Below are 6,200 nucleotides of genomic sequence, written 5' to 3' on the forward strand. Positions count from 1 at the left end.
TAGCAGCGACCCTGTTTTAAACAGGGCTGCATAGCCTTTTATTATTATTTTCGAAGGAAACTGCAATAGCTACTGACAAGTCACATCGCATCAACGGTGAAATTACAGCGCCAGAAGTGCGCTTATCCGGCGTTGAGAACGAGCCTCTGGGCATCGTAAAACTGGGTGAAGCCTTCCGCTTGGCGGAAGAGGCCAATGTTGATTTGGTGGAAATAGCGCCGACGGCGCAGCCGCCAGTTTGCCGTTTGATGGACTACGGCAAGTTCAAATACCAGGAGCAGAAGAAAGCTCACGAAGCCAAGCTGAAGCAAAAAGTCATTCTGGTCAAGGAAGTCAAATTCCGTCCGGGTACAGATGATGGTGATTACAATATCAAATTGCGTAATCTGACCAAGTTCCTGGATGATGGCGACAAGACTAAAATCACACTGCGTTTCCGTGGTCGTGAAATGGCGCATCAGGAAATCGGCATGCGTATGTTGGAGCGTTTGAAGGCTGATCTGGAACCGTATGGCCAGGTCGAGCAGTTTCCAAAGATGGAAGGTCGTCAGATGATCATGATTCTGGCACCTAAGAAAAAGAAATAATGAGAAATAACAGGAAATAAGTTTTGCTTATTTTCTGTGTTTCTTGAGCAGGTTTGTGAGGCACGCATTGCGCGCATTACGAAAGACTCATCCTCAGGATGAGTCACAATAAGTGAGAAGTAGGCATCCAAGAGTAGCGATTGTTGCTGCCACCTACCATCATATAAAAGTGGAGCTGTCTTAAAAGACAGATAGTACTATGCCAAAAATGAAGACGAAAAGCAGCGCCAAGAAGCGCTTCCGCGTCCGTCCAGGTGGTACCGTTAAACGCGGTCAAGCTTTCAAACGTCACATTCTGACCAAGAAAACTACCAAGAACAAACGTCAATTGCGCGGTTCCGTCGGTGTTCATGACACCAACATGGTATCCGTCATGCGCATGATGCCAACAGCTTAACCTCATACTCATTATTTAAGGAGTTATTATGCCTAGAGTAAAACGTGGGGTTACAGCTCGTGCCCGTCATAAGAAAGTTCTCAACCTTGCTAAAGGTTACCGTGGTCGTCGTAGTAAGGTATTCCGTATTGCCAAGCAAGCAGTTATGCGCGCTGGTCAATATGCATACCGCGATCGCCGCAACAAGAAACGTGTATTCCGCGCTTTGTGGATCACACGTATCAATGCAGCGGCTCGCCAGCATGGCCTGACTTACAGCGTGTTTATGAACGGCCTGAAAAAAGCCGCAATTGAACTCGACCGTAAAGTACTGGCTGACATGGCTGTGACTGACAAACCAGCATTCGCTGCGATTGTTAATCAAGTCAAAGCTAACCTGGCTGCTTAATCACATTAGTGATCGCAATCAGTGAGTCGTAGTGACTGGCGCAAGCCAGTTGCAAATATCAAGCGGGGCAGAGGTTGAATCCTATGCCCCGTTTTGTTTTCAGATCATTATTTCAGCTTCACAGTAAGCGGGAACAAGGCATGAACCCTTTAGATCAAATCGTCAGCCAGGCACGTGCTGATTTTCTGGCAGCAAATGATGCTGCAGCATTAGAGAACGCGAAAGCGCTTTACCTTGGTAAGAGTGGTCAGATTACAGAACAGATGAAAAGTCTGGGTAAATTGCCACCAGAGGAAAAAAAAGTACAGGGCGCAGTGATCAATGCTGCCAAAGTACAGATAGAAGAAGCTCTGACTGAAAGACGCGATGCCCTGGCGAATGCGCAAATGCAGGCACGCCTGAATGCCGAAGCGATCGATGTCAGCTTGCCTGGCCGTGGCCGTGGCGTTGGTGGTATCCACCCTGTCATGCGTACCTGGCAGCGTGTTGAAGAAATCTTCCGTTCTATCGGTTTTGACGTGGCAGACGGCCCCGAAATCGAAACGGACTGGACCAATTTTACTGCGCTCAATAGCCCGGAAAACCATCCTGCACGCTCGATGCAGGACACCTTTTATGTCGATGGCAAAGATAGCCAGGGCAAACAATTATTGCTGCGTACCCACACCAGCCCAATGCAGGTGCGTTATGCACGCATGAACAAACCACCGATCAAGGTCATTGCGCCTGGTCGTACTTATCGTGTCGATAGCGATGCCACGCACTCCCCGATGTTCCATCAGGTAGAGGGCTTGTGGATTGCTGAAGACATCAGCTTTGCTGACCTCAAAGGTGTCTATCTGAACTTCGTCAAAGCTTTCTTTGAGACCGACGATTTGCAGGTGCGTTTCCGCCCATCGTATTTCCCGTTCACTGAGCCTTCTGCCGAGATCGATATCGCCTTTGGCAGTGGCCCTTTGAAAGGCCGCTGGCTGGAAGTGTCCGGCTCTGGCCAGGTGCATCCTAGCGTAGTGCGTAACATGGGCCTGGACCCGGAAAAATACATAGGCTTCGCCTTTGGTTCTGGTCTCGAACGCCTGACCATGCTGCGTTATGGCGTCAATGATTTGCGCCTGTTCTACGAAGGCGATTTGCGCTTCCTGAAGCAATTCAACTAAAAGAATTACACAGCGCATCCCTGAATTTTTGAGTGGCGCATCGCGCCCTGCATCCAACATTAGACGGCTGAATTATGCAATTTTCTGAAAACTGGCTACGTACCATGGTCGATCCGAAGATGTCTTCGGACGAGTTGTCCCATCTGCTCACCATGTCGGGATTGGAAGTCGAACAGGTGGAGCCGGTTGCTCCGCCATTTAATAATGTCGTCGTCGCGGAAATCCGCGAAATCGCCAAGCATCCAGATGCTGACAAGCTCAATGTCTGCCAGGTTGATGTAGGCACAGGCAGCTTGCTCAACATCGTCTGCGGCGCACCGAATGTACGCGTAGGCATGAAAGTGCCATGCGCCATGGTGGGCGCCATCCTGCCACCTGGCGCAGATGGCAAACCATTTGAAATCAAGATAGGCAAGCTGCGCGGTGTTGAATCCTACGGCATGCTGTGCTCTGCCCGTGAATTAAAATTGTCGGAAGACCACGGTGGCCTGATGGACTTGCCATCGGATGCACCAGTCGGCCAGAATTTCCGTGATTACTATCAACTCAATGACCTGAAATTCACCATCAAGCTGACACCGAACAAGGCAGATTGCCTGTCGTTGCTCGGCGTGGCGCGTGAAGTATCTGCCCTGACTGGTACGGCCATGCAATTGCCGGAGGCAGTTGTGCTGCCAGTGACTTTGCAAGAAGTTTTGCCGGTTAAAGTCAGCGCGCCTGACCTGTGTGGCCGTTTTGCCGGTCGTGTTATCCGTGGTGTCAATGCCCGTGCTGCGACACCGGAGTGGATGAAGCAAAGACTGGAACGTAGTGGTCAGCGTCCTATCTCTGCACTGGTCGATATTTCCAACTATGTCATGCTGGAACTCGGTCGTCCTTCCCACGTGTTTGATCTGGACAAAATCTACGGCGGCCTGGAAGTGCGCTGGGGCAAGGCCGGTGAATCGCTGAAGCTCTTGAACGGTAATACGGTTGAAGTGGATGACTGGGTTGGTGTTATTTCTGATGATAAAGAGATCGAATCCCTGGCCGGTATCATGGGCGGTGATTCCACATCCGTAACACTGGACACGCAAAATATTTATCTGGAAGCCGCCTTCTGGTGGCCGCAAGCGATACAGGGTCGCGCCCGTCGTTTCAACTTCTCTACAGATGCTGCTCATCGCTTTGAGCGCGGCGTCGATTTTGCTTCCATCGTCGAACATATAGAGCGCATCAGTGCCCTGATCGTTGAGATTTGTGGTGGTGCTGAGCAAGTCAAGCTGGGGCCGGTTGATGACCAGATCGTCAACCTGCCACAGCGTCCGCCAGTCAAGCTGCGTACTGCACGTGCTGTGAAAGTCATTGGCGTTGCTTTGGATGATGCCAGGATTGCTGATATTTTCACCCGCCTGGGTTTGCAGTTCACTCAGCAACCAGGTGAGTTCCTGGTGACACCGCCGTCTTATCGCTTCGACATAGAAATCGAAGAAGATCTGATCGAAGAAGTAGCGCGTGTATATGGCTTTGAAAATATCCCTGCATTGCCGCCAGTAGCTGCCAATGCCATGCTGATCGCACCAGAAAACCAGCGTTCACTGTTTGCTGTGCGTCGCCTTGTGGCTGACCAGGATTATCAGGAAGTCGTGAATTACAGCTTCGTTGAAGAAGCATGGGAAAAAGATTTTGCTGGCAATGATGCGCCAGTCAAACTGCTCAATCCTATCGCCAGCCAGATGAGTGTCATGCGTACCAGCATGATAGGTAGCCTGGTAGCGAATACCCGTTATAACCTGAACCGCAAACTGAACCGCGTCCGTATTTTTGAAATCGGCGCAGTGTATCTGCAGGATGCGGGCGTGCAGGATGGCCCGCTGGAAGTGGCTGGCTATCATCAGCCTAAACGCCTGGCTGCGCTGGCCTATGGCCCGGTAGCAGAAGAGCAGTGGGGGCAGGATACCCGCAACGTTGATTTCTTTGATATCAAGGCTGACCTCGAAGCCTTATTTGCACCTGGCTCTTTGCGCTTCGTCAAGAATGAGCATGTCGCCCTGCATCCTGGACGCAGTGCAAACATAGAATTTAATGGCAAAGTCATTGGCTTTATTGGTGAGTTACACCCGCGCCTGCAGCAAAAATATGACCTGCCTTTGGCGCCAGTAGTATTTGAAGTTGATGTGACAGCCTTGCAACAAGTGCAAGTGCCCTCATATCAGGAAATATCCAAGTTTCAGGCAGTCACCCGCGATCTGGCGCTAGTTGTCAAACAGACAGTTGTAGTGCAAAATCTACTGGATGTTTTCAAGCAGGAAGCGCAGCAGAACGAAGCATGTAAAATCGTGCAAGGCTTTGTTTTGTTTGATGAATATCGTGGAAAAGGTCTGGAAGCAGATGAGAAAAGTCTTGCTTTCCGCTTTAGCTTGCAAGATACTCAAAGTACGCTGCAAGACGATAAAGTGGAGGCTGCAATGCAAGCCCTGGTGCAAGCTGCGAGTCAGCAATTTGCTGCCAAACTGCGTTGATCTTGTCTGTAATTGTTAGTATTAATTGAGAAGAGTTTCGAAATGAATGATGTGATTTCCGCCGAGTTCCAATCGGTGCTGGATGCTGATTTGAATCGCGCAATGCAGGAAGCCCGGGCGCGGTCACAGGCGGAAAAGGAATTGCCTACCTTGACCAAGGCAGAATTGGCCGAACTCCTGTTTGAACATGTAGGTTTGAACAAGCGTGAAGCCAAGGATATGGTCGAAACTTTTTTTGATGAAATCCGTGATGCACTGGAAAGGGGTGAGGCCGTCAAGTTGTCCGGCTTTGGCAATTTCCAGTTGCGTGACAAGCCGCAACGCCCTGGTCGCAACCCTAAAACCGGTGAAGAAATTCCTATTACTGCACGTCGTGTCGTCACTTTTCATGCCAGCCAGAAACTCAAAGGCATGGTCGACGATGTCGGTAATCAACCTCTTGCCCATGCTGCCTGATATTTTCCATGACTGAAATCAAGATTGAGTCTTTTGTACTGCCGCCTATTCCGGCCAAGCGGTATTTTACGATAGGCGAAGTTGGTGAATTGTGTGGCGTCAAACCGCATGTCCTGCGCTATTGGGAGCAGGAATTTACGCAACTGAAGCCAGTCAAGCGTCGCGGTAACCGTCGTTATTATCAACATCATGAAGTGTTGCTGATACGCCGTATCCGCGAATTATTATATGAGCAGGGCTTTACCATCAATGGCGCGAGAAACAAACTCAACGTCAATGGTGGCCATGCGGAATCGGCATCCAATGAGCCTGTTGAAGAGCCAGTGAATTTGCATCAGATCAGGGATGAATTGCAATCCATCCTGGGTTTGCTGAAGGTGTGAGAAGGTCGGCAACAAAATAGACCTGTAAAACAAACTGTCATTCCAAAAAAAGCCACCAGTGCATTGAACTGAACCCCAAAAGTTGGACACCAACTTTTGGGGTTTTTTCATGACTAAATACGACGAGCAGTTCAAGTTGAAAATAGTGCGGAAGTATCTTGCTCATAAAGGAGGATATAGAGCGCTTGCTGATGAGCATGGTCTCCATCATTCGGTGATAGTGCACTGGGTAAATTTACATCGTCTCCATGGTGTATCAGGATTAGCAAAAAAGCAGGTGCCTGGTAAATACGATGTAGAGTTCAGACTGTCGGTACTCAAGTGTCTATGG

General features: G+C 49.6%; 8 protein-coding genes. All 8 read left to right on the forward strand.

The window, feature by feature from the left end; all coding sequences use genetic code 11:
• The first annotated feature begins 65 nt into the window (after positions 1 to 65).
• Positions 66 to 587 (forward strand): translation initiation factor IF-3, encoded by a 522-nt coding sequence (gene infC / locus ACO0LI_RS20755; RefSeq protein ID WP_110253943.1) that lies wholly within the window; start codon positions 66 to 68, stop codon positions 585 to 587.
• Positions 588 to 786: 199 nt separating this feature from the next.
• Positions 787 to 984, forward strand: a complete 198-nt coding sequence (rpmI, locus tag ACO0LI_RS20760; RefSeq protein ID WP_110253942.1) for a 50S ribosomal protein L35 — start codon at positions 787 to 789, stop codon at positions 982 to 984.
• Positions 985 to 1,012: 28 nt separating this feature from the next.
• Positions 1,013 to 1,372: a 50S ribosomal protein L20 gene (gene rplT, locus ACO0LI_RS20765; protein WP_110253941.1), complete on the forward strand. Its 360-nt coding sequence runs from the start codon at positions 1,013 to 1,015 to the stop codon at positions 1,370 to 1,372.
• Positions 1,373 to 1,512: 140 nt separating this feature from the next.
• Complete coding sequence (gene pheS / locus ACO0LI_RS20770; RefSeq protein WP_110253940.1) at positions 1,513 to 2,529, forward strand: phenylalanine--tRNA ligase subunit alpha; 1,017 nt, start codon at positions 1,513 to 1,515, stop codon at positions 2,527 to 2,529.
• A gap of 74 nt (positions 2,530 to 2,603) precedes the next feature.
• Positions 2,604 to 5,030, forward strand: a complete 2,427-nt coding sequence (gene pheT / locus ACO0LI_RS20775; protein ID WP_423034943.1) for a phenylalanine--tRNA ligase subunit beta — start codon at positions 2,604 to 2,606, stop codon at positions 5,028 to 5,030.
• 42 nt (positions 5,031 to 5,072) lie between these two features.
• On the forward strand, positions 5,073 to 5,486 hold the full coding sequence (locus ACO0LI_RS20780; protein WP_110253938.1) for an integration host factor subunit alpha: 414 nt from the start codon (positions 5,073 to 5,075) through the stop codon (positions 5,484 to 5,486).
• A gap of 8 nt (positions 5,487 to 5,494) precedes the next feature.
• The gene (locus ACO0LI_RS20785) at positions 5,495 to 5,869 is read left to right on the forward strand and encodes a MerR family transcriptional regulator (RefSeq protein ID WP_162041789.1); all 375 of its coding nucleotides are present in this window, start codon (positions 5,495 to 5,497) and stop codon (positions 5,867 to 5,869) included.
• A gap of 109 nt (positions 5,870 to 5,978) precedes the next feature.
• The coding region (locus ACO0LI_RS20790; protein WP_423034945.1) for a transposase at positions 5,979 to 6,200 on the forward strand (222 nt) is incomplete at its 3' end.

Origin of the sequence: Undibacterium sp. Tian12W (assembly GCF_049339405.1) — a bacterium.
Classification (GTDB): Bacteria; Pseudomonadota; Gammaproteobacteria; order Burkholderiales; family Burkholderiaceae_D; genus Undibacterium.